Consider the following 25,849-nt stretch of genomic DNA (forward strand, 5'->3'; position numbering starts at 1 on the left):
GCACTCGGCAGGGGAGAGTGCTAAACAAGTCATTGGCACTCGCATACCGTGAGTGCCAATGGTCGGGACGGTGGGGCCAGGGTCGCGCCGGCGCGGAGACGCCGGGGTGACACATGGCCGGTCGTCGCGGGCTATCCGGCCCGGCCGAAGGACGTCGTCGTCGCCAGGTGGCGACGTCCCAAGGTGCGTACACCAGGCGGCCCATCCGGGGCACATCTCGGGTGGCCCGTGAGTGTCCAGGAGGACAACGCCGTATGGCCAAGATGATCGCGTTCGACGAAGAGGCGCGCCGCGGCCTCGAGCGGGGCATGAACCAGCTCGCCGACGCCGTAAAGGTGACCCTCGGCCCGAAGGGCCGCAACGTCGTGCTCGAGAAGAAGTGGGGTGCCCCCACCATCACCAACGATGGTGTGAGCATCGCCAAGGAGATCGAGCTCGAGGACCCGTACGAGAAGATCGGCGCTGAGCTGGTCAAGGAGGTCGCCAAGAAGACCGACGACGTTGCCGGTGACGGCACGACGACGGCGACCGTCCTGGCCCAGGCCCTGGTTCGCGAGGGCCTGCGCAACGTGGCCGCTGGCGCCAACCCGATGGCCCTGAAGCGGGGCATCGAGGCCGCGGTCGCGAGCGTCTCGGAGGAGCTGTCCAAGCTCGCCAAGGACGTCGAGACCAAGGAGCAGATCGCCTCCACCGCCTCCATCTCCGCTGGCGACAGCACCGTCGGCGAGATCATCGCCGAGGCGATGGACAAGGTCGGCAAGGAAGGCGTCATCACCGTCGAGGAGAGCAACACCTTCGGGCTGGAGCTGGAGCTCACCGAGGGTATGCGCTTCGACAAGGGCTACATCTCGGCCTACTTCATGACCGACCCGGAGCGCATGGAGGCCGTCTTCGACGACCCCTACCTCCTGATCGTCAACAGCAAGATCTCGTCGGTCAAGGACCTGCTCCCGATCCTGGAGAAGGTCATGCAGTCGGGCAAGTCGCTGCTGATCATCGCCGAGGACATCGAGGGCGAGGCTCTGGCCACCCTGGTCGTCAACAAGGTGCGGGGCACCTTCAAGTCGGTCGCCGTCAAGGCGCCGGGCTTCGGTGACCGCCGCAAGGCCATGCTCGCCGACATCGCCATCCTCACCGGTGGCCAGGTCATCAGCGAGGAGGTCGGCCTCAAGCTGGACGCCGTCGGCGTCGACATGCTGGGCCGCGCCCGCAAGGTCGTGGTGACCAAGGACGAGACCACCATCGTCGACGGTGCCGGCGACGCCGAGCAGATCCAGGGCCGGGTCAACCAGATCCGGGCCGAGATCGACAAGAGCGACTCCGACTACGACCGGGAGAAGCTGCAGGAGCGGCTGGCCAAGCTGGCCGGCGGCGTCGCGGTCATCAAGGTCGGCGCGGCCACCGAGGTCGAGCTCAAGGAGCGCAAGCACCGCATCGAGGACGCCGTTCGCAACGCGAAGGCTGCCGTCGAGGAGGGCATCGTCCCGGGTGGTGGCGTCGCGCTGGTGCAGGCCGGCAAGACCGCCTTCGACAAGCTGGACCTGGTCGGCGACGAGGCGACCGGTGCCAACATCGTCAAGGTCGCGCTGGACGCCCCGCTGCGGCAGATCGCCGTCAACGCCGGCCTCGAGGGCGGCGTCGTGGTGGAGAAGGTCCGTAACCTCGAAGCGGGTCACGGCCTCAACGCCGCCAACGGCGAGTACGTCGACCTGCTGGCCGCGGGCATCATCGACCCGGCCAAGGTGACCCGGTCGGCGCTGCAGAACGCCGCTTCCATCGCGGCGCTCTTCCTCACCACCGAGGCCGTCGTCGCGGACAAGCCGGAGAAGACCCCGGCTGCCCCGGCTGGCCCGGGTGGCGGGGACATGGACTTCTGAGTCCAGTTCCGACACGTGACGGGGCGGGCCGCTGACGCGGTCCGCCCCGTTCGTCGTCAGGTGGGTAGCGGACGCTGGTTGCGCCGCTTCTGCGCCCGGTCGTACGGCGGGGGCAGTTGGATCGGAGCGTCCACCATCTCCTGCGGCTCGTCGAGCGCCGGCTCGCCGTTGGTGGTCATTTCGGCCAGCTGCTCGGCGTCGCCGTAGTCGAGCCGGTCGAACGGCAGTTGGCCGGGGAGTTCGCCGACCGGTTTCCAGGTGACCTGCGGGCCGTCCTCGGTCTGGTCGTCATCCGTGGTCATGGCTGCCTCCTCTACCGAAACGGTAGGGGGCGTCGATGCCTGACGCGGGCGAATGGCATTATCTGGGTCTATATCCTGTTCGCCCTAATTTGGTGTCGAGCGTCCGCCGATAGAGGAAGAAGACCCGCTCGATCCGGGCGCCGGCGCTGCCGGAGTAGAACGGCACCGGCCCCACCCAGCCGATCTCCGCCCGGTCCAGCCCCGCTTCCCGCTGGTCGCGCAGGCAGCGCCGCAGCAGCACCCCGCCGATGCCCGAGCCCTCGGCGGCCGGCGCGGTGCCCATCGGCCCGAACCAGCTCGGCCGGGACGACCCGTAGGCGGCGAAGCCGAGCACCTCACCGGCCCGCTCCGCCAGGTGGCAACCGGCCCCCTCACGACCCACCGACCCGGCCAACTCGCCGTCCCAGGAGCCACCGAAGGTGGACCGGGCGAACTCCGTCAGCGCGGGCAGGTCCGTCGGCTCCGCCCGGCGTACCGTGATTCCCGCCCCGGCGAGCCGCCGCTCCGCCGCCTCCGTCGACCGCAACGCCGGCGACCCGTCGTACGACAGGTCGGCGGTCATGTTCCACGCGGTCCGGTCCTGCCGGTAGCCGAGCGCCAGGGCGGCGCAGACCGCCGGCGTGTAGCGCACGTCGATGCCCGGCCAGGCGTAGTACGGCGGGTTCCCCGCCAGCAGCACCTCGGTCACCCCGCGCTCGGCGAGCACCCGTTCGGCCCGCTCCAGCAGTGCCCGGCCGACACCCCGTCGACGCTGCTCGGGGAGCACCGCGACCAGGTCCACGTGCCCGAGAGCCGGGTCGGCCTGCGACACCGAACAGAGCAGCACCCCGATCAGGTCCGCCCCCCGGTACGCGCCCAGCCCGACCACCGGACGGTCGGCCGCGGCCCGGGGCCAGAGCACGTCCACGATGGGCGCTGCCTCTGCGGCGTCCTCGGGCAGGTCGAGCGCCTGCGCACAGAGCCGCACCACGGCGGGGGCCAGGTCAGAGGTCAGCTCGGTGACGGTGATCTCGGCGTCCATGGTCGCCGACCCTAGATCACCGGGTGTCGGTTCGTGCTCCCGCCCTTGCCTACCGCCGAGCGGCCTGGACGGCGGCGTACGCGTCGACCTGGCCGGCGCCCGTGACGTTGGCCGGGCCGCCGCAGGCGTCGCTCCGATTGCTGGACCGGTAGGTCGCCACGGCCGGCGTCGCGGTGTCCCGCAGGATCTGCCGGGTCCGGGGCAGGTCGCCGACCAGCGCCGGGTTCGCCGACCACATCAGCGCGACCACCCCGGCCACCTGCGGCGTCGCCATCGAGGTGCCGTCCAGCGCGGCGTACCCGCCGCCCGGCATGGCCGACACCACGCCCACGCCCGGCGCCAGCACGTCCGGTTTGTTCGGGCTGCCCGGCACCGGGCCGCGCGAGGAGAACTCCGCCACCCGCCGCTGCGCGTCCACCGCGCCGACGGTCAGCACGTCCGGATACGGCGCGGGCGGGTCGTCGATCGACGCGCACCACGGGCCCGTGTTGCCGGCGGCGGCCACCACGAAGATCCCGGCGGCGTCCAGCGCGGTGGTGGCCGGCCGCAGCACGTTGCGGTCGCAGCCCTCGATCGGCGGGCACCCCCACGAGTTGGTCAGCACCTGTGGGGCGCGCTCCGGCCGGCCGTCGGTGAACGGGTCCCCGCCGGCGGGGAAGGGCGCCAGCATGAACTGGAGGCAGTCCAGGTAGAGCCCGGGGCTGCCCAGGTTGCGGTCCAGATTGACGCAGCCCACCCACTGCGCGTCCGGCGCCACCCCGATGCCGTTCCGCCCGACCGCGCTGCCCACCGTGTGGGTGCCGTGCCCGCCCTGGTCGGTCGGGGTCCGGGTGCCGTCCCACGGGTCGTACCAGGAGTCGTCCCCGCCCCGGAACCCGGCCCGCAGCGCCGGGTGGGTGCCGTCCACACCCGAGTCCGAGCTGCCCACCACGATGCCCGCGCCGGTCACGCCGAGCTGCGACCAGACCCGGTCGGCGCCGAGTTGGCGGATGTTCCACTCCGGGCCGGTGGGCGCGGCCGCCGTACCCCGGGTCTGCCCGGCCGGGGCCGGCAGTGGCCGCAGCCGTTGGCTGACCAGCACCCGGGCCACCTCGGGACGGCGCGCGAGCCAGGCCCGCACCGCCGGGCCCCCGTCCACCTCGACCGCGTTCACCAGGTAGTACGGCACCGGATCGAGCCGCAGCCGGCCCAGCTCGCGGCGCAGGTCGGCCTGGCTCCGGTCGGCCGTGGTCACGAGCCGCCGGTAGACCTCCGCCGCCCGGGCGTCCCGTCCGGCCCGGCCCGGTGCGCCCGCCGGCAGGCCGGTCAGGTCGGCCTGCTCGCGCAGCACCACGAGCAGCCGTTCGCCGTGCAGGCCGGGTTGACCGGGCCCGAGGTCGACCACGCCCACCGCGACCAGCAGCACCGCCGCGCTGAGCGCCGCGACCCGTCGGTTCGGGGTACGGGCCGACGGCCGGCCGAGCAGCACCGCGTACCCGATGGCGACCAGGACCGCGACGACGAACCCGGCGCCGGCGGCGGCCGCCACCCAGAACGGCACGTCGCGGGTGCCGACCAGCAGCAGGGTGATCTCTTCCGGATCGGTGAAGGCCAGCGGGCCGAGCGTGGCCAGGCCCACCAGCCAGCCGGTCGCGGCCCGCCCGGCGTGCACGGCGTCGGTCGTCCGGTCGGGCGTGTCCGTCACGCCGGCGGCCGGACGCCAGGCCGCGGCCCACAGGGCGGCCAGCGCGAAACCAGCCGGTGGCAGGGTCAGCAGCGCGGGTAACTGCGCACCGGACTGGCCGGCACCGGCGGAGAGCAGCAGCAGCGCCACCCCGGCGACCAGGCCGCCGACCAGCACCAACCGGGCCGGCCGGGGCGGCTCGCCGACCGCGAACCGGGACCAGAAGGTGGCATCCAGCAGCGTCGCGGCGAGCGCACCGAGCGCCGCCGCCGCCAGCACGGCGAGCGTGGTCTCCAGCAGCCCGCCGAGCGCGCCCAGCCAGGCCCAGGGCAGCAGCAGCGCCAGCCCGGCGGCGATCGCGAGCAGCGGCACCGGGCGCGTCGTCGCGCGGACCGCCGAGCCGGCCGGCCCGGTGGACACCGACCGGCGTGCCCACCAGCGCAGGACGAACGCGGTGAGCGCCGCCGTGCCGGCCAGCGCGGCGAGGTACGCCTCGTGGTGCACCGGCGGCACGATCCGCAGCAGCGTGAGCGCCCCGAGCGCGAGCACGGCAGCCAGCCAGGCCCGCCCGGTGGCCCGGACCGCGGCCGACCGGGGCAGCATGGCCAGCAGCAGCGCCGGCGTGCCCACCAGGACGACGGTGACCAGGCCCAGCAGCGGCCAGAGCCAGCCCAGCCGGTCCCGCCCGAAGCCCAGCAGCACCTGGTCGGTGAGCCAGCCACCCGCCTGGGTGCCCACGGTCACGGCCACCGTCCAGCCACCGGCCAGCACGGCCGCGACCACCGGCCACGGGTTGGACCGGCCCGGCGGTGACGGCTGGTAGGGCGGTGGTTGACCAGCGGGTGACGGGAAGCCGACCTGCATGACTCGCACAGTACGGGTCGGGCGGCACATGTCGACACGTCGGCCACGGCGGTTACGGTGGACAGGTGCGAGACCCCAACATCTCCCGCTCCGTCGCCGGGCAGCTCTCACCGGTGCGCCGGGCCGCCGACCTGCGCCGACTCCGCGCTGAGCGCTTCGACGTGCTGGTCATCGGGGGTGGGGTGACCGGTGCCGGCGCCGCCCTGGACGCGGCGTCCCGGGGTCTCAAGGTGGCACTGGTCGAGGCGCGTGACCTCGCCGCGGGCACCTCCAGCCGGTCCAGCAAGCTGATCCACGGTGGCCTGCGCTACCTGGAGCAGCTGGAGTTCCATCTGGTCCACGAGGCGCTCACCGAGCGCGGCCTGCTGGCCACCCGCCTCGCGCCGCACCTGGTCCGCCCGGTGCCGTTCCTGGTGCCGCTGCCGGCCGGCACGGGCCTGCGGGGTCTGCCCGCCCGGATCTTCCGCCGTTCCTACTACGGCGCCGGCGTGGCCACCTACGACGCCTTCGCCGGGGTCTTCGGCGGTGGCCGGGGCATGCCGCTGCACCGGCACCTGACCCGCGAGGGCGCCCGGCGGATCTTCCCGAGCCTGCGCGCCGACGCGCTGGCCGGAGCGATCCGCTACTACGACGGGCAGGTCGACGACGCCCGGCTGGTGGTCACCCTGGCCCGCACCGCGGCCAGCCTCGGTGCCACGGTGGTGAGCAGCGCCCGCGCGGTCGGCCTGATCCGGCAGGCGCGCGAGGTCACCGGCGTCCGCGTCCGGGACCTGGAGGCGCCGGCCGGCTCTCCGGACGCCGAGTTCGAGGTGCAGGCCCGCACCGTCATCGCCGCCACGGGCGTGTGGAGCGACGACATGTCCCGGATGCTCAACGACGTGGGCCTGCGACCGGGGATCCGGGTGCGCGCCTCCAAGGGGGTGCACCTGGTGGTGCCCCGCTCGGCGATCACCGGTGAGACCGGGCTCATCCTGCGCACGGCGACCTCGGTGCTCTTCGTCATCCCCTGGGGCGGGCACTGGATCATCGGCACCACCGACACCGACTGGCGACTCGACCGGTCCCACCCGGCGGCCTCGGCCAGCGACATCGACTACCTGTTGCAGCAGGTCAACGCCGTGCTGGACCGGCCGCTGACCACCGCCGACATCGAGGGCGTCTACGCCGGGCTGCGGCCGCTGCTGGCCGGTGAGGCCGACTCCACCTCGAAGCTCTCCCGCGAGCACGCGGTCTTCGAGCCGATGCTCGGGCTGCTGCTGGTCGCCGGTGGCAAGTACACGACGTACCGGGTCATGGCCTCCGACGTGGTGGACCGGGCCGCCCGCCGGCTGGGCGGCGCCCGCCCGTCGCGTACCGCCGACCTGCCGCTGCTCGGCGCGGACGGGTACCCGGCCATGTGGCGGGACCGGGCCGACCTGGCCCGGCGGCACGGCGTACCGGTGGGCGTGCTGGAGCACCTGCTGGAGAGGTACGGCACCCTCACCCTGGATCTGCTCGCGCTGATCGAGGCCGACCCGCTGCTCGCCTCCCCGCTCGCCGGCGCCCCGGAGTACCTGGCCGCGGAGGTCGCCTACGCCGCACGCGCCGAGGGCGCGCTGCACCTGGAGGACGTGCTGACCCGGCGGACCCGGATCTCCTTCGAGACGAGCCACCGGGGGCTGGAGTCGGCGGAGCACGCCGCCGAGCTGATGGGCGCGGTGCTCGGCTGGGACGCGGCGACCCGGGCCCGCGAGGTCGAGCACTACCGCGCCCGGGTGGAGGCGGAACGGCAGTCTCAGCTGATGCCCGACGACGCGGCGGCGGACGCGGCCCGGCTGGGCGCCCCGGATGTACGGGGCTACGCGGCCGATCGGGGAGACGACGATCAGGCGGAGCTGCGTCCGTCCGCTCGGTGACGAAAAGAAACGTTACCGAAGGGTAACCATCGATACCGGCCCGGTTGGTGGTTTCGGCTGCTATCTACGGTGGGGTAGGTTTCCGCGCGTGCTTTCCCGCGCGCGCACCCGCCTGCTCATTCCGCTTCTCGCCACGACGCTCGCCGCCGCCCTCACCGGATGCTCGCTGTTCGACGGCGACACCCGGAACCCACCGGCGGCACAACCGCAGGTCGGTGCGGCAGCCGGCGGGCCGGCCCCCGAGATCCCGACGACCGTCGCCGCGGGTCAGGTCAGCCTCCTGCAGCGGCTCGGCGCCGACGGCCCGCTACGCACGCTGAGCGTCGAGCGGGACGGCACCTGGCAGTGCCTCGACTGCGCCGGCGACGGGGTCACCTCCCGGGGCACGCTCGCCCCGGAGCAGACCGAACGGCTCCAGGTGCTGCTCGCCGACCCGAGACTGCCCGGGGAGACCGATCAGGTCCGGCAGTACCGCGTCACCTGCATCGACGCGCTGACCTCCAGCCTGCTCACCTCCGCCGGGCTGATCACCTCGCAGGACTGCCCGGGCGAGGAGCGCCCGCCGGTCGCCGGGGAGATCCTGCTGCTGCTCACCCAGGCGACCCCGGCCGAGGTCGTCGGCTGATCCCCGCACGGGGCGCCCGGTCCCCGGTCAGAGCACCTTGCCGGGGTTGAGCAGGCCGGCCGGGTCCAGCGCCGACTTGATCGCCTGGTGCACCCGGACCCCGACCGGGCCGATCTCCCGAGCCAACCAGTCGCGTTTGAGCAACCCCACCCCGTGCTCGCCGGTGCAGGTGCCACCCAGGTCCAGGCCGAGCCGCATGATTTCGTCGAAGGCCCGCCGACCCCGCTCCACGCTCGCCGGGTCGGCCCGGTCGACCACGATGTTCGGGTGCATGTTGCCGTCCCCGGCGTGCCCCACCACGCCGATCGGCACGTCGCAGTCCGCCGCGATCCGGGCCACGCCGTCCAGCAGCGCGGCGAGCGAACCGCGCGGCACCGCCACGTCGTCGATCACCAGACCGCCGTTGCCGCCCGGGTACGCGTCGGCGGCGAACTTCTCCATGGCCGGGTGGGCGAGCCGCCGGGCCTGCAACAGCGCCGCCGCCTCCACCGCGTCGGTGGCCGCGTAGACCTCGTCGGCGCCGGCCGCCTCGCACACCTCGGCCAGGCCGGCCAGGTCGTCGGCGGCCCGGCTGCCGGTGTCCGCGGCGGCCAGCAGCAGGGCCTGCGCGTCCGTCCGCAGCCCCATCGGCTGGTACGCCTCGATCGCCCGCAGGTGCGTCTGGTCGAGCAGCTCCAGCAGGCTGGGGGTGAGCCCCCGGGCGGCGATCTCGGCCACCGCCGTGCCGGCCGCCGCGGTGGACGGGAAGACCGCCACCAGGGTCAGCGAGTCGGCCGGGGCGGGCCGAAGCGCCACGGTCACCTCGGTGATCACGCCGAGGGTGCCCTCCGAGCCGACGAAGAGCCGGGTCAGGTCGTAGCCGGCCACTCCCTTGGCGGTACGCCGGCCGGTGCGCAGCACCTCGCCGGAGGCGAGCACCACCTCCAGGCCGAGCACGTACTCGGTGGTGACGCCGTACTTGACGCAGCACATGCCCCCGGCGTTGGTGGCCACGTTGCCGCCGATGGTGGACGACTCCCAGGAGCCGGGGTCCGGCGGATACCACAGCCCCTGCTTGGCGACCGCCGCGGCCAGCGTCGCGTTGACCACCCCGGGCTGGACCACCGCGATCCGGCTCACCGGGTCGATCTCCCGGATCTCGTCCATCGCGACGGTGCTCAACACCACCGCGCCGTCCACCGCGTTCGCCGCGCCGGCCAGCCCGGTCCGCGCGCCCTGCGGCACCACCGGTACGCCGTGCCGCGCCGCCGCCCGCACCACCGCCACCACCTGCTCGGTGCTGCGCGGGCGGGTCACCACGAGCGGGGTGCCGGCGGCGCACAGGTCGGCCTCGTCCCGCTCGTGCATGCGCAGCAGGTCCGGGTCGGTGAGCACGGCGTTCTCGCCCAGCGCGGCGCGTAGGTCGTCGATGAGTGGAGTGGGGGCCATGCAGCTGAGGCTAGGTCGCCGGCCGCCGATCATCAACATGATCGACTGGGCGGGCTAGCTTGGGCGCCATGCTCTACCTGGACCGGCCTGCCTGGCCGTGGCGCGGTCGGCTCTGGTCGCATCTGATCAGCGACGTCTCGTATGCCGAGCTGCACGCCTTCGCCGAGGCGCTCGGCGCGCCCCGGCGCGGTTTCGACCGGGACCACTACGACATCCCGGCCGACCGGTTCGCGGCGGCGGTGTGGCTCGGGGCCCGGGTGGTGCCGAGCCGCGAGCTGGTCCGGTTGCTCCGCGACGCCGGCCTGCGCCGCCCGAAGCACCTCGTCAGTCCGAGTCGGCCGGGGGACCGCTGAGCGTGGCCAGCTCGCGGCGCAGGTTGGCCCGGGCCGGCTGCTCCCACCGGCTCGCCAGCGGCGGCAGCCGGAACAGCGCGGGCAGCGCCAGCAGGCCGGTGAGCACCGCGGCCCGCCCGGCCCGGAAGGCCGGCTCCGGCACGTGCGCGTACTCCCGCCGGACGGCACCCGCGTAGCGGTCGTACGCGGCCGGCGGCGCGGCCAGCACCGCCAGGTCCGCGTCGCAGAGCAGGGCGCCGTCCGGATCGCCCGGCGCCACCGCGTGCCCGGCGGTGAGCAGCACCAGCCGCCGCACCTCGGCCACCGCGGGCGCCGGCACGCCGAGCCCGGTGAGCACGCTCCCGGCCAGCGTGGCACTGTCGCGTTCGTTGGCGTCGCCCGCCGCCCGCGGGTCGTACACCGCGTCGTGGCACCAGGCCGCCAGCCGGACCAGGTCGGCCCGGTCGGCCAGCCCGGCGTGCCGGTCCACCACGTCGAGCACGGCGGTCAGGTGGGCCACCGTGTGGTAGTGCCGGTGCGGCTCCCGCCAGCGGGCGAGCAGGTGCTCCCCGGCCCGCGTCGAGCCCGCGCCGGCCTTCGCCCCGGCGCCCCGGGCCGCCGCCCGCCACCGGTCCAGCAGATCGGCCACCGCCCGAGTCTGCCGCATCCGGCCGTCGCGGCGCGGATCGGGAGGATTCAGCAGGCCCGCCATGGGTAGTCGCGCCCATGGCCGTGGCCCGGGACAAGCGAGCTCCGCTGGTGCGGCGTACCGCGCTGCGTGAAGGGTTGATGGACGTCGACCGCGCACGGATCGCCGAGGCCACCGAGGAACTGCGGCACCGCGGCCGGGCCACCCTGCACGACCGGCTGCACCGGGTGCGGATGGCCGGGGGGCTGGCGGTGCAGGCCGGGCTCGCCGCCGGGCTGGCGTACTTCATCTCGCACCGCGTGCTCGGAAACCCGCAGCCGGTCTTCGCGCCGATCTCCGCGGTCGGCACCCTGGCGGCGTCCGTCGGCCAGCGGTTCCGCCGGACCGTGGAGCTGATCATCGGGGTGGGGATCGGGGTCGCCATCGGCGACCTGCTGATCTACCTGCTGGGCACCGGGGCGTGGCAGCTCGGCCTGGTGGTCACGGTGGCGATCCTGCTCACCATCTTCGCCGGGGCCAGCGTGGCCATCGTCATCCAGGCGGCGGCCACGGCGGTGCTGATCGTCACGCTGAGCCCGTCCACGCAGAACCTGGAGATCCCGCGCTTCGTCGACGCGTTCCTCGGCGGTGGGATCGCGCTGCTGGTCACGGCGGTGCTGCTGCCGCTGAACCCGCTCCGGGTGCTCAACCGCGCCGCCCGGCCGGCGTTGGACCTGCTCGCCGCCCAGCTCGACGCCACCGCCGACGGGTTGCGCAACCGGGACCGCACCCTCATCCAGCAGGCGCTGGAGCGGCTGCGCAACAACAAGGAGGAGCTGGCCACGCTGGCCGAGGCGATCCAGGGGGCGAAGGAGACCGCCACCCTCTCCCCGGCCCGCTGGCACCGGCGCGACGAGCTGACCCACTACGCGGAGGCGGCCGACCCGATCGACCGGGCGATGCGCAACAGCGGCACGCTGATCCGCCGTTCGGTCACGCTGGTCGAGGACGAGGAGCCGGTGCCGGATCCGATGCCGGACGCGGTCAACCACCTCGCCGAGTCGGTCCGGCTGCTCAAGCACGAGTTCGCCGTCGGCGAGGAGCCACAGAAGGCCCGGGAACGGTCGCTGCGGGCGGTCAGCGAGGCCGGTCGGGCGTACGCCGCCGGGGTCGGCTTCTCGGGCAGCGTGGTGATCGCCCAGATCCGGACCACGGCGAGCGACCTGCTGGTGGCCTCCGGGATCGATCAGGAGGAGGCGAACCGCTGTATCCGCTCCACCTTCGGGGAGCAGGAGCGGCCGATCGGCGAACCGGCCGAGCCGAGCGAGGCGCCGAAACCCCCCACCGCCCCGCCGATCGGCTGACCGGGGCCGCTATCCGCTGGACGGCCCGGCTCAGCCCAGCCTGGCGAGCGCGGCGAGCAGCCGGTCCACCTGTGCGGCGGTGCTGCCCAGGCCGATGCTGGCGCGCAGCGCGGTGGGCGGCAGATCCCGCCGGCCGGTGCGCCCCGCGGCCTCGGCGAGCAGCCGCCGGGCCAGCGGGTGGGCGCAGAACAGCCCGTCCCGTACGCCGATCCGGTGGTCGGCGGCGAGCCGGGCCGCCACCTCGGCCGAGTCCCACCCGGCGACCACGAACGAGACGATGCCGACGCGGGGCGTGTCCGGGCCGAAGGTGCGCAGCTCCACCACGTGCGGCAGGGCGGCGATGCCGGTCCGCAGCCGGGCCAGCAGCGCCTGCTCGCTGGCGGCCAGCGCGGCCCGGTCCGCCCCGGCCAGCGCCGCGCACACCGCGGCCAGCGCCACCGCGCCCAGCAGGTTCGGGGTGCCACCCTCGTGCCGTGCCGGGCCGGTCGCCCAGGTCACGTCGTGGGTCGCCGGCCCGACGTGGCTGGTGGCGCCGCCACCGGCCAGGTACGGCGGGGCGGCGTCCAGCCAGTCCGCCCGGCCGACCAGCACGCCGGCGCCGAACGGCGCGTACAGCTTGTGGCCGGAGACGGCCAGGTAGTCCACGTCGAGCGCGAGCAGCTCGACCGGGACGTGCGGGGCGAGCTGTGCGGCGTCGACGACGATCCGCGCGCCGTGCCGGTGTGCCACCCGGGCCAGCTCGGCCACCGGCCAGAGTTCGCCGGTCACGTTGCTCGCACCGGTCACCGCGACCAGCACCGGCAGCGCCGGGTTGCTGTCCCGGCGCAGCTCGGTCAGGGCGGCGGCGAGGGCGCGTACCGCCCCGGCTGGATCGGTCGGCACCGGCAGCCGTACCGAGCCGCGCGGCCAGGGCAGCAGGTTGGCGTGGTGCTCGCCGGCGAAGGTGACCACCGTCGTGCCGGCGGGCACCGCCCGCGCCAGCAGGTTGAGCGCGTCCGTGGTGTTGCGGGTGAAGATCACGTGGTCGTCGGAGCGGGCGCCGACGAAGTCGCCCACCGTCTGCCGCGCCCGCTCGTAGGCCAGCGTGCAGCGCCGGGACAGCGCTCCCGCGCCGCGGTGCACGCTCGCGTACCAGGGCAGCAGCTCGGCCACCGCGTCGGCCGCAGCCCGCGCGCACGGTGCGCTGGCCGCGTAGTCCAGGTTGATCTGACCCGGCACGCCGAGCACGTCGAGCGGCCGCGACGGGGCCGGCGCGGGCGTCGCGCCGGGCAGGGTGGGCAGCGAGGGTACGAGGGTGACGGACACGCCGGAACCTCCGGGGTCAGGGACCCCGGGTGCGATGTCGGGACGGGGTCCGCGCTTGCCCAGCACGCCGATCGGGCTGGGCCCGGTCATCACCCGGGGCACCCCACCGCGAACTCGACGAGGGTTGCCGGCCAGCAAGCCGGGGCTTGACGCTGGCGCTCGTGACCTGCCGGCAGCATAGCGGCTGCGGATGCGCCCGGACCAGCCGGCGGCGGATGGCTACGCTGACCACATGGCCGACACCCCGTCCGGTGCACCCCTGCCGTCGCCGCCCGCGCCCGCAGCCCCGCCCGCGGGCGAGGCACCCCGGATGCCGCTGCGCCGACTGGGTTGGCGGCGGTTCCTGGTGCTGGCCGGGGTGGTGCTGTTCATCGCCGCGTGCGCGGTGTTCATGGTCTTCACGCTCGGCCAGTCGCTCGGCGTGCGGGCGCTGCTGATCGGGGTGGTCGCCGCCATCCTGCCGGTGCCGGTGCTGGTCGCCTGCTTCCTCTGGCTGGACCGGTACGAGCCGGAGCCGCTGAAGTATCTGATCTTCTGTTTCGCCTGGGGGGCCTTCGTCTCCACCGCCGCCTCGCTCACCGTGAACGAGTTCGCCGCCGCGCGGTTCTCCGACTGGGGGCTGCCGGCGGCGCTCACCGGAGTGCTGGTGGCGCCGTTCATCGAGGAGCTGACCAAGGCCCTCGGGCCGATCCTGCTGCTGGTGTTCCGCCGCCGGGAGTGGTCCGGGATCACCGACGGCCTGGTCTACTGCGGTCTCTCCGCGGTCGGCTTCGCCATGGTGGAGAACATCCTCTACCTGGGCGGGTACGGCTACGCGACCGGCGCCGACCGGTACGGTCCGGCCACGGGCACCCAGCAGGTCATCGCCATCTTCATCGTCCGGATCCTGCTGTTCGGGTTCGCGCATCCCCTCTTCACCTCGATGACCGGTGTGGGGCTCGGTGTCGCGGCCCGTACCGCCGACCGGCGCGTGCGCGTGCTCGCCCCGGTCGCCGGTCTGCTGCTGGCGATGATGCTGCACGGCACCTGGAACCTGCTGCCGACGCTCACCCAGGCCACCGGCGAGGCACTGATCATGCTGTACGGCTTCCTGGGCCTGATGGTGCCGATCTTCTTCGGCATGGTGGGGCTGGCGGTGTGGCTGCGCGCGTGGGAGGGGCGGCTGACCGAGCGGACGTTGCCGGACTACGTGCGCGCCGGCTGGCTGAGCCCGCCCGAGGTGGCCGCGCTGAGCAGCCTCGGCCGCCGGCATGCGGCCCGCAGCTGGGCGCGCCGGGTGGCCGGGGACGCCGGGGTGCGGGCGATGCGTGGCTACCAGTTCGCCGCCACACGGCTGGCCCTGCTGCGCGACGGGTCGCTGCGCGGCCTGGACCGCAAGCCCGCCGACCGGGAGCGGACGGCCCGCGAGGAGCGGGAGCTGCTGGAGGCGATCACCGCGTACCGGTCGTTCTTCGTGGGGCGGGACCCGCAGGCCCCGGCGGGAGTCTGGGACGGCGGCCGCTACCACCTGCGCTTCCCGGACGGCTCGCAGCGTCCGGTGTCCGCCCCGGAGGAGCCGGTGGTGCCGATCCCGGTGGTGCTGGCCGCGCCGCCGCCCCCGGTGGGACACGCCCCGCCCGGCTGGTACGGCCCTCGGCCGCCGGCGCCCTGGCCACCAGGTCAGCACTGACGGTCGGCGGGCGCTCAGGTCATCAGGGTGGTGAGGAAGTCACCGAGGCCCTGGGCCATGGCCATCAGCGCGGCACCGATCGCCTTGAACATCTGCGCGGCGCCGTCCGGCCGGAACGCCATGAAGTAGATCAGGAACGCGACGCTGCCCCAGGCCAGCAGCTTCTTCACGAATACCGGCATCGTCCCTCCCCAGGGCCACGGTCGCCGGATGGCTTCCCTTCGTGCGGCCCGGCAAACGGCGCGCGGCGGGGCCTGGTGGCCGGGGGAGGTGCGTCAGAGGTAGAGGCCGGTGGAGTCGTTCTCGATCCGCTCGGCGGCCACGGCGTGTACGTCGCGCTCCCGCAGCAGCACGTAGCCGCGGCCGTGCAGCTCGACCTCGGAGCGGTCGTCCGGGTCGAACAGCACCCGGTCACCGGAGACGATGGCGCGGACGTTCGGCCCCACTCCGACGGCGGTGGCCCAGGCGAGGCGCTTGCCGACCGCCGCGGTCGCCGGGATGACGATGCCGGCGGTGGAGCGCCGCTCACCCTCGCTGCCCTCCATCCGCACCAGCACACGATCGTGCAGCAGGCGGATCGGCAGGCCGTTGTCGAGATCCTGGTCGGCGGTCACGCCGCAGACGCTACCGGGTCGCCGGCGGCCGAGCCGACGGTGGTTACGCCAGAGGCGGTCGGGGCAATGTGTGGCGGAACTGCCCTATGGTGTCGGGAGCGGACGTAAGCTGTCCGACCTGTCGCTGTGGGCGGACCGGTTTCTGCCAGGAGGTGCGCTTGAGCCGCTTCGAGCGGGTACGCGGGCGGCTCCGCCGCGCCTACCAGTCGTCACGGGAGTCGGTACGCGCCGATCAGAGCGCGTCGAGCGACAGCCCGGAGTCGCCCCTGGTGGCCTCACCCGCCGCGCCGGGGCCGGCCGCGCCGCCGTCGGCCACGGTGGTCGGCGCGCCACCCCCGGCGGACGTGCACATTTCGACCACCAGCCGGGACGACGCCGACGTCCCGCACGGGCTGCGGATCGCCGCCGCCTGGTGCTGGCGGCTGATCGTGATCGGCGTGGTGGCCTGGGCGCTGCTCCGGATCGTCGGCACCATCAAGATCGTGATCATCCCGCTGGCCGTCGCGCTGCTGCTCTCGGCGCTGCTCGCACCGGCGGTGGGCTGGCTGCTGCGCGCTCGACTGCCCCGGTCGCTGGCGACGGCGGTGGTGCTGGTCGGCGGCCTGGCCGGGGTGATCGGCACGCTGACCCTGGTGGTGAACGAGTTCATCCAGGGGGTGCCGGAGCTGAGCGAGAAGTCCTCGCAGGGCGTCCGGCAGATCCAGAACTGGCTGAAGACGGGCCCGCTGCACCTCTCCGACACCCAGCTCGACCGCTACATCGAGGAGGCGCAGGGCTGGATCAACTCCAACACCCGCGATCTCACGAGCGGCGCGCTGAGCACCGCCGCGACGCTGGCCGAGGTGCTGACCGGCACCATCCTGGTGCTCTTCGCGACGTTCTTCTTCCTGCGCGATGGCAACCGCATCTGGCGCTTCCTGGTCCGGCTGCTGCCGGTGGCCGCCCGCTGGAAGGTCGACGACGCCGGCCGGGCCTCCTGGCAGACGCTGGGCGCCTACGTCCGGGCGACCGTGCTGGTCGCCTTCATCGACGCCGTCGGCATCGGCATCTTCCTGGTCGTCTTCGACATCCCGTTCGCCTTCCCGCTGGCCGCGCTGGTCTTCCTCGGCGCGTTCATCCCGATCGTCGGTGCGGCGCTCTCCGGTGGCGTGGCGGTGCTGGTGGCGCTGGTCGACAGCGGTCCGGTCACCGCGTTGATCATCCTGGGTGCGGTGATCGGCGTGCAGCAGCTGGAGGGGCACGTGCTCCAGCCGCTGATCATGGGACGGGCGGTGGCACTCCACCCGCTCGCCGTGATCATCGGTATCGCCGCCGGGGTGGTGCTCGCCGGGATCACCGGCGCGCTGGTCTCCGTGCCGCTGATCGCGGTGCTGAACACGGCGGTCCGCCGGCTGGCCGCCCGGACCGTCCCGGACACCCCGCCCGACGCCGTGGTGGTCGCCGCGCAGGCGCCCTGACCCCTCTAGGAGCCGGCGAGGCGTTGCAGCGCGCCCCGGGCCACCTCGGGACGGGTGGTGTACCAGAACGGCGGCAGCGAGCGACGCAGGAAGGGCCCGTAGCCCCGTGCGGTCTCCAACCGGGAGTCGAGCACCGCGACCACTCCCCGGTCGCCGGTCGCCCGGATCAGCCGGCCCACGCCCTGGGCCAGCCGGACCGCCGCGATCGGCACGCTGACGGCGGCGAAACCGGAACCGCCGCCCGCGTCCACGGCTGCGGCGCGGGCCGCCGCCAGCGGCTCGTCCGGCCGTGGAAAGGGCAGCCGGTCGATGACCACGAGCTGACAGGCGTCGCCGGGCACGTCCACCCCCTGCCAGAGCGACATCACCCCGAACAGACAGCTCGAGCGCTCCTCGCGGAACCGGCGGACCAGCAGCGGCAGCGCCTCCTCGCCCTGGAGCAGCACCGGCAGGTCGGTCCGCGCGCGCAGCAGCTCCGCCGCCTGCTGCGCGGCCCGTCGGGAGGAGAAGAGGCCGAGAGTACGACCACCGAGCGCCTCGACCAGCGCCAGCAGCTCCTCCCCGGCGGCCTCGGGAAGCCCGGAGACGCTGGGCCGGGGCAGGTGCGCCGCGACGTACAGGATGCCCTGCCGGGCGTAGTCGAACGGTGACCCCACATCCAGCGACCGCCAACCCGGGCCTTCGGTCGGCGGGACGGTGGCGGCGTCGGCCAGCCGGCGGCCCGGCGTCTCGGCGGCCGGGCGGCCCGGGCCGGTGCGGGCGGCCAGCGAGGCGGCGGCCGGGGACGCCGGGGCCGGCGGCGCGTCCAGCCCGAGAGCGCGGGCCACCGTGTCGAACCGGCCACCGAGCGCCAGGGTGGCGGAGGTGGCGACCACGGTGCGCTCGTCGTACAGGTGGGTGGCGAGGGTGCCGGCCACCGACAGCGGCGCGACCACCAGCGCCCGCCGGGTGCCGCTGTCGTTCTTCTCCACCCAGGCCACGTCGTGGTCGGCCTCCTCGAGCAGCCGCTGCGCGGTCGTGGAGAGCTCGTCCAGCACCGCCTTGGCCTGCTGCTTGCGGACCGGGTCGGGATCGTCGGACTTGACCTCGCCGATCGCGTCCAGCGCGGCGCGGGTGGCCGCGTCGAGCAGCGTGCACGCCTCCCGCAGCGGCGTCGGCAGCCCGGCGGTGAGACGACCGGCCGGCGCCTCGGCCAGCCCGACCGCGAGGGCGTCGCCGGCCGCGGTGAGCGCGTCGGCGGTCTCCGGCCGCAGCAGCGGGCGGGCCCGGCGGGTGGACCGGTCGATCAACTCCGGCACCAGCTCCGCCTGGGCCGCCGAGGAGACCCGGTCGGCCAGCTCGTGCGCCTCGTCCACGATCAGCAGCTTGTGCGGCGGAACGATGTGACGGTCGGCCAGCATGTCGACGGCGAGCAGGCTGTGGTTGGTGACCACGATGTCGGCCTCACGGGCCCGCGCCCGGGACGCCTCGGCGAAGCACTCCGCCCCGAACGGGCAGCGGGTCGCCCCGACGCACTCCCGGGCCGGCATCGACACCAGCCGCCAGGCCTGATCGTCGACCCCCGGGTCCAGTTCGTCCCGGTCGCCGGTGGCGGTCTTCTCGGCCCAGTCGCGCAGCCGCTCGACCTGCTTGCCCAGCCGGCCCGCCTCGCCGAGCCATTTCGTGCCGCCGCCGGGGCGGGTGGCCGGGGCGTCGAAGAGCGCGTCCTCCGGCTCGTCGGCGGTGGAGTTGTCCAGCCGGGCCAGGCAGAGGTAGTGGTGGCGGCCCTTGAGCACCGCGAAGGTGGGCCGGCGGCCGAGAAGCGGCTCGACCGCGTCGGCCAGCCGGGGCAGGTCGTGGTCGACCAGCTGGGACTGCAAGGCCAGGGTGGCGGTGGAGACCACCACCGGGCCGTCCACGGTGAGCGCCGGCGCGAGGTAGGCCAGCGACTTGCCGGTGCCGGTGCCCGCCTGGACGAGCAGGTGCTCGCCGCTGGTCACGCACTCCTCGATCGCCGTGGTCATCTCCTGCTGGCCGGGGCGTGCCGCGCCACCGGGCACCGCGCCGACCGCCGCCGCGAGCAGCTCCGCGCCGCTGGGCCGCGCGCCCCGTCGCCGGCTCCCGGCACGGGCCGACGGGGTGGCGGAACCGGTGGCGGTGCGGGGCGGAGTCACCGTGCGACGGTACCCGCCGCGGCCGACACGGGTTGCGCCCATCCGTCCGCGTGGCGCGGTGCCGATCGGTCTGCCGGTGCGTCCGGCGCCGTCCGGTTACGGCCGTGCTACGACGCGTGGGCAGTATCGGTTAGGGTGCGAATCATGCCGAGCGACGTGGTCCGAGTGATCTACCGCAAGTACGACGGCAGCGCCCACCGTGACTACCCGGCCCGCCGGCTGGCCGAGGACGACCTGGGCATCTGGCTCGGCGTGCCGGCCGGCACCGAGTCGGTCTACCACGGCCGCCCCTCGGTGGAGAAGATCCCGTTCGTCCTGCTGGTGCCGCACCACGCGTGGTGGACCGGGATGTTCAACCCACCACCGCGGACCAGCGAGGTCTACTGCGACATCGCCACCCCGGCGCACTGGGAGTCCGACGACACCGTCCATCTGATCGACCTGGACCTCGACGTGGTCCGGCGCCGGGCCACCGGCCTGGTGGAGCTGCTCGACGAGGACGAGTTCGCCGAGCACCGGGCCCGGTACGGCTACCCGGAGGACGTGGTGGTCGAGGCGGAGGCGGCAGCCCGCTGGTTGTACGGCGCGCTGGGTGACGGCAGCGAACCGTTCGCCACCTCGTACCGCAAGTGGCTGGCCCTGGTGGTCTGAGCCCGCGCGGGCTCGGCCCGACCGGCCGGCTCACCAGCGCGGCGGCCACCGGTCGTCGTCGCCCAACGGCGACAGGTCGGTCAGCTTCTCCGGGTTGAGCTGGTTGAACAGCCCGGTGATCCGGCCCTGGTGCACGGTGAACGCGGTGACCATGCGGATCGGCCGGCCGTCGTTGTACACCGTCTCCAGCTGGAGGCCGAGCACGCCGTCGACCAGCACCGGCCGGGCCAGCACCTGTTCGGTGTACCGCCCGGCCCGGCCGAACAGGCCGAGCGTGAAGCGGGCCACCGCCTCCGCGCCGACCACCGGCCGGCGGGCCGCCGGGAAGTGCCCACCCGAGTCGCCGACGAAGACGACGTCCGGCGCGAGCAGGCGGAGCAGCGGGTCCAGTTCGCCGGACTCGGTGGCGGCGACGAACGCTTCGAGCACCCGCCGCTGCTCGGTCGGGTCGGCGGTGTGCCGGGGCACGTCGGGCGCGGTGACCGCCCGCCGGGCCCGGGAGGCGAGCTGCCGGGCGGCCACCTCGGTGGTGCCGAGCACGTCGGCGACCCGGGCGAACGGCACCGCGAACACGTCGTGCAGCACGAGGGCGACCCGCTGCTCCGGCGCGAGCCGCTCCAGCACCAGCAGCAGCGCCGTGCCGACCTGGTCGGTGCGTACCGCCCGCTCCGCCGGGTCGGGGGCGTACCCGTCGGTCGGCGGCGTGCCGCCCACCTGGCTCACCACCGGCTCCGGCAGCCACTGCCCGTGGTACGCCTCCCGGCGGACCCGGGCCGAGCGGAGCACGTCCAGGCAGATCCGGGCACAGGTGGTGGTCAGCCAGGCGGAGAGGTCGCGGATCTCGGCGCGGGCCGCCGGGTCGGCGAGCGCCCCGGCATAGCGGAGCCAGGTCTCCTGCACCGCGTCCTCGGCCTCGCTGCGGCTGCCCAGCATCCGGTGGGCCACCGCGAGCAGCCGGCCCCGCTCGGCTTCGAACTCCGTCGCCAGGTCCCGCATGACCCCACCACCCTTCCCCGGTCGGCGCCTTCCCGGCGTACATCCTCCCGCCGACCGGACGCGCCGGCAGCCCCGAACGTGACGTCCCGGCCGGGAGGCGGGCGCTCGGCGGGCGGTTGGGCGGCCGGTGGGCGATGATCCGAGGATGAGCGCACCCCAGGAAGCGCGGATCGTGGCGCCCGACGGTGGCCCCGTGCGGGAGTTGCTGCGGGTCACCGCACCGGTGGATCTCGGCGCGATCGACCCCCGGTCCACGCCGGGACTGCCGGCGACGGAGGCGAGCGGGGACCACCGCAAGGCCTGGGCCCGCGCGCAGGTGGAGCTGGTCGGCGGCGAGCTGGGTCGGCAGCAGGAGATGCTCTTCGCGAGGGCCAAGGCCGGCTTGGACCGGCCGGCGCACCGGGTGCTGCTGGTGCTCCAGGCGATGGACTGCGGTGGCAAGGACGGCACGATCAAGCGGGTGGCCGGCGCGATGAACCCGCTGGGCCTGCACATCCGCTCGTTCGGGCCGCCCACGCCGGAGGAGCTGCGGCACGACTTCCTGTGGCGGATCCGCCGGGAACTGCCGCCGCCCGGGTACGTCGGGGTGTTCAACCGGTCGCACTACGAGGACGTGCTGATCGCCCGCGTGGGCTCGCTGGTCCCCGAGGCGACCTGGCGGGCCCGCTATGACGAGATCAACTCCTTCGAGCGGGAGCTGCTCGAGGGCGGCGTGACCCTGGTCAAGGTGATGCTGCACATCTCGTACGCCGAGCAGGGCGAGCGCCTGCTGGAGCGGCTCACCGACCCCCGCAAGCACTGGAAGTACAACCCCTCGGACGTCGACTCCCGGGCCCGCTGGGACGACTACCAGGCCGCGTACGCCGAGGCGCTGAGCCGGTGCGGCACGGACGCCGCGCCGTGGTTCGTGGTGCCGGCGGACCGCAAGTGGTACCGCGACTGGGCGGTGGCCCACCTGCTGCGGGAGACGTTCGACACCCTCGATCTGGGGTATCCGCCTGCCGATTTCGACGTGGCGCGCGAGCGTGAACGGCTCCGCGCTGGGGGAGCGGGGGCGGATGGGACGCCCGAGATGAACGGCAGGTGAACGACCGGTGAATGAGGCTTGGCCAGGGGTGGGCCGACGAATTCGCGGTTCTGGCGTTTCCTAGCATTCACCGAGCGGCCGCCCGACGGGTGCCCGCCACCCTTCCACCGACGCGACGAGGTCTGTGCTGTGAAGTTTTCCTTCCGCCCCACCGAGGGCGCCTTCTACGAGCTCTTCACCAGGGCGGCGCAGAACCTGGTCCGGGGCACCGAGCTGCTGAACGAGCTGGCCCTGCCCGGCGTTGACGTGCAGTCGGTCAGCGAGCGGCTGACCGAGGTCGAGCACGACAGCGACCAGATCACCCACGAGCTGTTCAAGAAGATCAACTCGACCTTCATCACGCCGTTCGACCGGGAGGACATCTACCGGCTCGGCTCGCTCCTCGACGACGTGATGGACCACCTGGAGGCGGTCGGTGACCTCCTCTACCTGTATGGGCTGACCGAGCTCCCGGCGCTGCCCCGCGAGCTGCACGAGATGGTCAACGTGCTCGACCAGCAGGCCAAGCTGACCGCCGAGGCGATGCCGCGGTTGAAGTCGATGAAGGATCTCGAGGACTACTGGATCGAGTGCAACCGGCTGGAGAACGAGGGCGACCGGATCAACCGGCAGTTGCTCGTCCGCCTCTTCTCCGGTGAGTACGACGCGTTGACGGTGCTGAAGATGAAGGAGGTCGCCGACGAGCTGGAGGCCGCCTGCGACGCCTTCGAGCACGTGGCCAACACAGTCGAGACCATCGCGGTCAAGGAGTCCTGAGCCAGTGACTCCCGAACTCATCGCCGTGCTGGCGGTGATCGCGGTGGCCCTGGCGTTCGACTACACCAACGGCTTCCACGACGCCGCCAACGCGATCGCGACAAGCGTCTCGACACGCGCGCTGACACCCAGGATCGCCCTGCTGCTCGCCGCCGTCGGCAACTTCGTCGGCGCGCACTTCGGCGCCGGGGTCGCCAAGACCGTCGGTGACGGCCTCGTCACCCTGCCAACCGGGGTGACCAGCCTCGGCGTGGTCTTCGCCGGGGTGCTCGGCGCGATCGTCTGGAACCTGATCACCTGGTACTTCGGCCTGCCCTCGTCGTCGTCGCACGCGCTCTTCGGCGGCCTGGTCGGCGCGACCCTGCTCTCCACGGGCGGTGTCGTGCAGTGGGTCACCATCGGTGAGAAGGTCCTCCTGCCGATGGTGCTGTCGCCGATCGTCGGCCTCACCCTGGGCTACCTGCTGATGCTGGCCATCCTCTGGCTGTTCCGGAAGGGGCAGCCGGGCAAGCTCAACCGGGGCTTCCGCTGGGCGCAGACCGCCTCGGCGGCGGCCATGTCGGTCGGCCACGGCATGCAGGACGCCGCGAAGACCATGGGCATCGTGGTGCTGGCGCTCTACACCGGCGGGTTCCAGGACGACAAGACGCACATCCCCGGCTGGGTGTTCTGGACCTCGGCGACCATGCTGGCGCTGGGCACGTACGCCGGTGGTTGGCGGATCATCCGCACCCTCGGCCGCAAGATCATCGACCTGGGTCCGCCGGAAGGCTTCGCCGCCGAGACGGTGGCCAGCGCGGTGCTCTACTTCAACGCCCTGGTGCTGAAGGCGCCGATCTCCACCACCCACACGATCACCTCGGCGATCATGGGCGTGGGCGCGACCAAGCGGCTCTCCGCGGTCCGCTGGAACGTCGCCGGCAACATCGTGATCGCCTGGATCATCACGTTCCCGGCCGCCGCGCTGATCGCCTGCATCTCCTACCTGCTGGTCCGGCCGCTCTTCGGCTGACCCGGCCCGGCATCCTGCGAAGGGCCCCTTGTCGACGCCTCGCGCTGACAAGGGGCCCTTTCAGGATCAGATGTACCGCACGCCGATCTGCTCGCGCACCGCGTCCAGCAGAGCCATCACCTCGAGGGTGACCGTGTGCGGCACCAGCGGGCTCTCGGTGAGCCCGGCCGCCAGGCAGCGCTGCACCTCGATCGCCTCGTACTGGTAGCCGTTGCCGGCCAGGTCGGCGGCGATCGTCTCCGGCTCGACGCCGTCCCGGTGCAGGGTCAGCGCCCCGGGCCGGAAGAACGGCTCCGGCAGGTCGATCCGGCCGGTGCTGCCGGTGATCGAGGCGGACACCCCGCTCGAGCCGACCATGCCGCAGCTCAGGGTGGCCAGCGCGCCGGTGTCGTAACCGAACAGGATGCCGGTGTTCTCGTCGACCCCCTCCGGGCCGAGCTGCGCCCACGACCGGATGTGCTGCGGCATGCCGAGCAGCAGGTGGGCCAGGCTGATCGGGTAGACCCCGAGGTCGAGCAGGGCGCCGCCGCCCAGCGCCACGGCACGCATGCGGTGCTCCGGCGGGAACGGCCCGGACACCCCGAAGTCGGCCCGGACGCTGCTCACCGTGCCGATCGCGCCCTCCGCGATCAGCTCGGCCGCCCGGAGGATGAGCGGGTTGGTCCGCATCCACATGGCCTCCATCAGGAAGACCTCGGCGGCGCGGGCGGTGTCCACCAGTTCGGTGCTGGTGGCCAGGTCGAGGGTGAACGGCTTCTCCAGCAGCACCGCCCGCCCGGCCGTCAGGCAGGTCATCGCCGCCTCGTGGTGCGCGGCGTGCGGGGTGGCCACGTAGATCACGTCGACGTCCGGGTCGGCGGCCAGCTCCACCCAGGAGCCGTAGGCGCGCTTCGCGCCGTGCTTGTCGGCGAAGCGCTGCGCGCTGTCCGCGGCGCGGGAGCCGACCGCGACCAGTTCGGCGTCCGGCACCAGCCGGAGGTCTTCGGCGAATCGGCTGGCGATGTGGCCGGTGGCCAGGATGCCCCAACGAGTCATGCCGGCACGCTAGCCGAGCTGGGTGAACGACCGATCGTCCGGCCGCCGCCGGCTCATCCGTCGGGACCCCGGGCGGGTCCTGGCCGCCTCGCCGCGCCGGCCGGCCACCCCTGTGCATCCCCCCTTTGCTCTGCTTACACGGACGCAACAGTTACCAGCCGTTTCTGTTGCGTGGGTTGAAGCAGAGCAAAGGGCGGCCCGAGTGGGGGCCGACCGGCACACCAGGCGGGCGGGCACGGCCGGTCGGGGAACTAGGCTCGCGGCATGACGATCGACAGTGACGGCTTCGCCGCCCCGGCCGCCCTGGTCGAGCACGCGCGGCGGTTCCAGGCCGAGGGTGGCACCCCGGCGGTGCCCCGGGTCGCGGCCACCGTGCTGCTGCTGCGTCCGACCGGCGTCGACTTCGAGGTGTACGTCATCCGTCGGGTCGCCGCGATGACCTTCGGCGGGATGTACGCGTTCCCCGGCGGCGGGGTGGACCGATCCGACTCGGAGGCACACCTGGACTGGGCCGGCCCGGCGCCGAGCGAGTGGGCAGGCCGCCTGGGTGTGGCGCCGGACGCCGCGCAGGCGGTGGTGTGCGCCGCCGCCCGGGAGGTCTTCGAGGAGGCCGGCGTGCTGCTCGCCGGTCCGGACCAGGCGACCGTGGTGGGCGACGTCAGCGGCGACGACTGGGAGGCGGCTCGGCAGGACCTGGAGGGGCGCCGGCTGGGCTTCGCGGCCCTGCTCGCCGACCGGGGTCTGACGCTGCGGTCGGACCTGCTGCTGCCGTGGAGCCGCTGGATCACCCCGGAGTTCGAGCCGCGCCGCTTCGACACGTACTTCTTCGTCGCCCTGCTGCCGGAGGGGCAGCGGACGCGGGACGTCTCCGGCGAGGCCGACCACACCCTGTGGATCCGCCCGGCGGACGCGCTGGCCCGGGCCGAGGCGGGCGAGCTGACCATGCTGCCGCCGACCCTCGTCACGCTGGCCCAGGTGGCGGCGGCCGGCGACCTCGCCGGGGTGGCGCGGGCGGCGGCCGACCGGGACGCAGCGACCCCGGTCACCCCGCGCCTGGAGCTGCCGCCCGACGGCACGGCCCGCTTCGTGCTCGGCTGAGCCGCCCACGGGTACGC

Annotated in this window: 23 protein-coding genes and 1 riboswitch; of the genes, 12 read left to right on the plus strand and 11 right to left on the minus strand. The window is 73.9% G+C overall.

Annotated elements, in window-relative coordinates; translation table 11 throughout:
* The first annotated feature begins 254 nt into the window (after positions 1-254).
* Positions 255-1,877 (plus strand): chaperonin GroEL, encoded by a 1,623-nt coding sequence (groL, locus tag AB0K07_RS24370; protein ID WP_109819752.1) that lies wholly within the window; start codon positions 255-257, stop codon positions 1,875-1,877.
* A 56-nt stretch (positions 1,878-1,933) separates the two neighbouring features.
* Here the strand turns inward: groL and AB0K07_RS24375 are convergent, their stop codons facing one another.
* Genes AB0K07_RS24375 through AB0K07_RS24385 form a run of 3 tightly spaced genes read right to left on the minus strand, consistent with a single transcriptional unit; the run spans position 1,934 to position 5,727 of the window.
* Positions 1,934-2,179: a hypothetical protein gene (locus AB0K07_RS24375; protein WP_363757850.1), complete on the minus strand. Its 246-nt coding sequence runs from the start codon at positions 2,177-2,179 to the stop codon at positions 1,934-1,936.
* Between the two features lie 58 nt (positions 2,180-2,237).
* Positions 2,238-3,200: a GNAT family N-acetyltransferase gene (locus AB0K07_RS24380; protein ID WP_363757852.1), complete on the minus strand. Its 963-nt coding sequence runs from the start codon at positions 3,198-3,200 to the stop codon at positions 2,238-2,240.
* Between the two features lie 49 nt (positions 3,201-3,249).
* Positions 3,250-5,727: a S8 family serine peptidase gene (locus tag AB0K07_RS24385; protein ID WP_363757854.1), complete on the minus strand. Its 2,478-nt coding sequence runs from the start codon at positions 5,725-5,727 to the stop codon at positions 3,250-3,252.
* A gap of 80 nt (positions 5,728-5,807) precedes the next feature.
* Here AB0K07_RS24385 and AB0K07_RS24390 point away from each other — a divergent pair, with 80 nt between their 5' ends.
* Both AB0K07_RS24390 and AB0K07_RS24395 read left to right on the plus strand, forming a co-directional pair.
* Positions 5,808-7,622, plus strand: a complete 1,815-nt coding sequence (locus tag AB0K07_RS24390) for a glycerol-3-phosphate dehydrogenase/oxidase (RefSeq protein ID WP_363757977.1) — start codon at positions 5,808-5,810, stop codon at positions 7,620-7,622.
* Between the two features lie 88 nt (positions 7,623-7,710).
* Positions 7,711-8,247, plus strand: coding sequence for a hypothetical protein (locus AB0K07_RS24395; protein WP_363757856.1), 537 nt, complete (start codon positions 7,711-7,713; stop codon positions 8,245-8,247).
* A 27-nt stretch (positions 8,248-8,274) separates the two neighbouring features.
* Here the strand turns inward: AB0K07_RS24395 and AB0K07_RS24400 are convergent, their stop codons facing one another.
* Positions 8,275-9,675, minus strand: a complete 1,401-nt coding sequence (locus tag AB0K07_RS24400; protein ID WP_363757858.1) for an FAD-linked oxidase C-terminal domain-containing protein — start codon at positions 9,673-9,675, stop codon at positions 8,275-8,277.
* A 68-nt stretch (positions 9,676-9,743) separates the two neighbouring features.
* On the opposite strand from AB0K07_RS24400, the gene AB0K07_RS24405 reads away from it, so the two are divergent.
* Positions 9,744-10,028, plus strand: coding sequence for a DUF4031 domain-containing protein (locus AB0K07_RS24405; RefSeq protein WP_363757860.1), 285 nt, complete (start codon positions 9,744-9,746; stop codon positions 10,026-10,028).
* Here AB0K07_RS24405 and AB0K07_RS24410 read toward each other — a convergent pair.
* Positions 10,000-10,656, minus strand: coding sequence for a metal-dependent phosphohydrolase (locus AB0K07_RS24410; RefSeq protein WP_363757862.1), 657 nt, complete (start codon positions 10,654-10,656; stop codon positions 10,000-10,002). The genes AB0K07_RS24405 and AB0K07_RS24410 overlap by 29 nt on opposite strands.
* Before the next feature lie 140 nt (positions 10,657-10,796).
* Between AB0K07_RS24410 and AB0K07_RS24415 the strand changes: the two genes are divergently transcribed.
* Positions 10,797-11,999, plus strand: a complete 1,203-nt coding sequence (locus AB0K07_RS24415) for an FUSC family protein (RefSeq protein ID WP_363757979.1) — start codon at positions 10,797-10,799, stop codon at positions 11,997-11,999.
* A gap of 30 nt (positions 12,000-12,029) precedes the next feature.
* Here AB0K07_RS24415 and AB0K07_RS24420 read toward each other — a convergent pair whose 3' ends face one another.
* The gene (locus AB0K07_RS24420) at positions 12,030-13,304 is read right to left on the minus strand and encodes an aminotransferase class V-fold PLP-dependent enzyme (protein WP_363757864.1); all 1,275 of its coding nucleotides are present in this window, start codon (positions 13,302-13,304) and stop codon (positions 12,030-12,032) included.
* Between the two features lie 46 nt (positions 13,305-13,350).
* Positions 13,351-13,471, minus strand: a riboswitch (SAM riboswitch).
* A gap of 23 nt (positions 13,472-13,494) precedes the next feature.
* Here AB0K07_RS24420 and AB0K07_RS24425 point away from each other — a divergent pair.
* Positions 13,495-14,973: a PrsW family intramembrane metalloprotease gene (locus AB0K07_RS24425; RefSeq protein ID WP_363757866.1), complete on the plus strand. Its 1,479-nt coding sequence runs from the start codon at positions 13,495-13,497 to the stop codon at positions 14,971-14,973.
* 14 nt (positions 14,974-14,987) lie between these two features.
* Here the strand turns inward: AB0K07_RS24425 and AB0K07_RS24430 are convergent, their stop codons facing one another.
* Both AB0K07_RS24430 and AB0K07_RS24435 read right to left on the minus strand, forming a co-directional pair.
* Positions 14,988-15,155, minus strand: coding sequence for a hypothetical protein (locus AB0K07_RS24430; protein WP_199723342.1), 168 nt, complete (start codon positions 15,153-15,155; stop codon positions 14,988-14,990).
* Positions 15,156-15,248: 93 nt separating this feature from the next.
* The gene (locus AB0K07_RS24435; RefSeq protein ID WP_363757868.1) at positions 15,249-15,587 is read right to left on the minus strand and encodes a co-chaperone GroES; all 339 of its coding nucleotides are present in this window, start codon (positions 15,585-15,587) and stop codon (positions 15,249-15,251) included.
* 158 nt (positions 15,588-15,745) lie between these two features.
* Here AB0K07_RS24435 and AB0K07_RS24440 point away from each other — a divergent pair, with 158 nt between their 5' ends.
* Complete coding sequence (locus tag AB0K07_RS24440; protein ID WP_363757870.1) at positions 15,746-17,044, plus strand: AI-2E family transporter; 1,299 nt, start codon at positions 15,746-15,748, stop codon at positions 17,042-17,044.
* Positions 17,045-17,049: 5 nt separating this feature from the next.
* Here AB0K07_RS24440 and AB0K07_RS24445 read toward each other — a convergent pair whose 3' ends face one another.
* On the minus strand, positions 17,050-19,239 hold the full coding sequence (locus AB0K07_RS24445) for an ATP-dependent DNA helicase (RefSeq protein ID WP_363757872.1): 2,190 nt from the start codon (positions 19,237-19,239) through the stop codon (positions 17,050-17,052).
* A 102-nt stretch (positions 19,240-19,341) separates the two neighbouring features.
* Between AB0K07_RS24445 and AB0K07_RS24450 the strand changes: the two genes are divergently transcribed.
* Positions 19,342-19,848 carry a DUF402 domain-containing protein gene (locus tag AB0K07_RS24450; protein WP_363757874.1) on the plus strand — a complete coding sequence of 169 codons (507 nt, stop codon included), beginning with the start codon at positions 19,342-19,344 and terminating at the stop codon, positions 19,846-19,848.
* Positions 19,849-19,878: 30 nt separating this feature from the next.
* Here AB0K07_RS24450 and sigJ read toward each other — a convergent pair whose 3' ends face one another.
* Positions 19,879-20,844 carry an RNA polymerase sigma factor SigJ gene (gene sigJ, locus AB0K07_RS24455; protein ID WP_363757876.1) on the minus strand — a complete coding sequence of 322 codons (966 nt, stop codon included), beginning with the start codon at positions 20,842-20,844 and terminating at the stop codon, positions 19,879-19,881.
* 145 nt (positions 20,845-20,989) lie between these two features.
* Here sigJ and AB0K07_RS24460 point away from each other — a divergent pair, with 145 nt between their 5' ends.
* The 3 genes from AB0K07_RS24460 (at position 20,990) to AB0K07_RS24470 (ending at position 23,699) form a co-directional block, all read left to right on the plus strand.
* Positions 20,990-21,931 (plus strand): PPK2 family polyphosphate kinase, encoded by a 942-nt coding sequence (locus AB0K07_RS24460; RefSeq protein WP_363757877.1) that lies wholly within the window; start codon positions 20,990-20,992, stop codon positions 21,929-21,931.
* Between the two features lie 129 nt (positions 21,932-22,060).
* A complete protein-coding gene (locus tag AB0K07_RS24465) occupies positions 22,061-22,687 on the plus strand; it encodes a DUF47 family protein (RefSeq protein WP_363757879.1) in 627 nt (208 codons plus the stop codon).
* Positions 22,688-22,691: 4 nt separating this feature from the next.
* Complete coding sequence (locus tag AB0K07_RS24470) at positions 22,692-23,699, plus strand: inorganic phosphate transporter (protein WP_363757881.1); 1,008 nt, start codon at positions 22,692-22,694, stop codon at positions 23,697-23,699.
* 66 nt (positions 23,700-23,765) lie between these two features.
* On the opposite strand, the gene AB0K07_RS24475 is transcribed toward AB0K07_RS24470, so the two are convergent.
* The gene (locus AB0K07_RS24475) at positions 23,766-24,734 is read right to left on the minus strand and encodes a Gfo/Idh/MocA family oxidoreductase (RefSeq protein ID WP_363757883.1); all 969 of its coding nucleotides are present in this window, start codon (positions 24,732-24,734) and stop codon (positions 23,766-23,768) included.
* Between the two features lie 264 nt (positions 24,735-24,998).
* Here AB0K07_RS24475 and AB0K07_RS24480 point away from each other — a divergent pair, with 264 nt between their 5' ends.
* The gene (locus AB0K07_RS24480; protein WP_363757884.1) at positions 24,999-25,832 is read left to right on the plus strand and encodes an NUDIX hydrolase; all 834 of its coding nucleotides are present in this window, start codon (positions 24,999-25,001) and stop codon (positions 25,830-25,832) included.
* Positions 25,833-25,849 lie beyond the last annotated feature (17 nt).

The organism is Micromonospora sp. NPDC049301 (assembly GCF_040678715.1).
Classification (GTDB): Bacteria; Actinomycetota; Actinomycetes; order Mycobacteriales; family Micromonosporaceae; genus Micromonospora.